Source organism: Enterobacter sp. 342 (assembly GCF_036663495.1).
Classification (GTDB): Bacteria; Pseudomonadota; Gammaproteobacteria; order Enterobacterales; family Enterobacteriaceae; genus Enterobacter.
The window spans coordinates 1-1,196 of record NZ_JAWUEI010000108.1; the positions used below are offsets into that span (position 1 = coordinate 1).

1 protein-coding gene is annotated in these 1,196 nt (G+C 53.8%); it reads left to right on the top strand.

Going from position 1 to position 1,196, the window contains the following annotated elements; all coding sequences use genetic code 11:
* The first annotated feature begins 68 nt into the window (after positions 1-68).
* On the top strand, positions 69-1,049 hold the full coding sequence (locus V6E55_RS25460; RefSeq protein WP_009310076.1) for an IS5-like element ISKpn26 family transposase: 981 nt from the start codon (positions 69-71) through the stop codon (positions 1,047-1,049).
* The last annotated feature ends 147 nt before the right edge of the window (positions 1,050-1,196 follow it).

Below are 1,196 nucleotides of genomic sequence, written 5' to 3' on the forward strand. Positions count from 1 at the left end.
GGAAGGTGCGAACAAGTTCCTGATATGAGATCATCATATTCATCCGGAGCGCATCCCAGAGGGACATCATGAGCCATCAACTCACCTTCGCCGATAGTGAATTCAGCACTAAGCGCCGTCAGACCCGAAAAGAGATTTTCCTCTCCCGCATGGAGCAGATTCTGCCATGGCAGAATATGACCGCTGTCATCGAGCCGTTTTATCCCAAGGCGGGCAATGGCCGACGGCCCTATCCGCTGGAGACCATGCTGCGTATTCACTGCATGCAGCATTGGTACAACCTGAGCGACGGTGCCATGGAAGATGCCCTGTACGAAATCGCCTCCATGCGCCTGTTTGCCCGATTATCCCTGGATAGCGCCCTGCCGGATCGCACCACCATCATGAATTTCCGCCACCTGCTCGAGCAGCATCAACTGGCCCGTCAATTGTTCAAGACCATCAATCGCTGGCTGGCCGAAGCAGGCGTCATGATGACCCAAGGCACTTTGGTGGATGCCACCATCATTGAGGCACCCAGCTCTACCAAGAACAAAGAGCAGCAACGCGATCCGGAGATGCATCAGACCAAGAAAGGCAATCAGTGGCACTTTGGCATGAAGGCCCACATTGGTGTCGATGCCAAGAGTGGCCTGACCCACAGCCTAGTCACCACCGCGGCCAACGAGCATGACCTCAATCAGCTGGGTAATCTGCTTCATGGAGAGGAGCAATTTGTCTCAGCCGATGCCGGCTACCAAGGAGCGCCACAGCGCGAGGAGCTGGCCGAGGTGGATGTGGACTGGCTGATCGCCGAGCGTCCCGGCAGGGTAAAAACCTTGAAGCAGCATCCGCGCAAGAACAAAACGGCCATCAACATCGAATACATGAAAGCCAGCATCCGTGCCAAGGTGGAGCACCCGTTTCGCATCATCAAGCGGCAGTTCGGCTTCGTGAAAGCCAGATACAGGGGGCTGCTGAAAAACGATAACCAACTGGCGATGTTATTCACCCTGGCCAACCTGTTTCGGGTGGACCAAATGATACGTCAGTGGGAGAGATCTCAGTAAAAACCGGAAATAACGCCAGAAATGGTGGAAAAAATAGCCTAAATAGGCTGATTCGATGTGTTTGCGGGAAAAAAATCGGCCCAGATCCGCGAAATTTTAATCAGCGAGTCAGCTTGGGAAGAAATGACCTGCTTATTCGCACCTTCC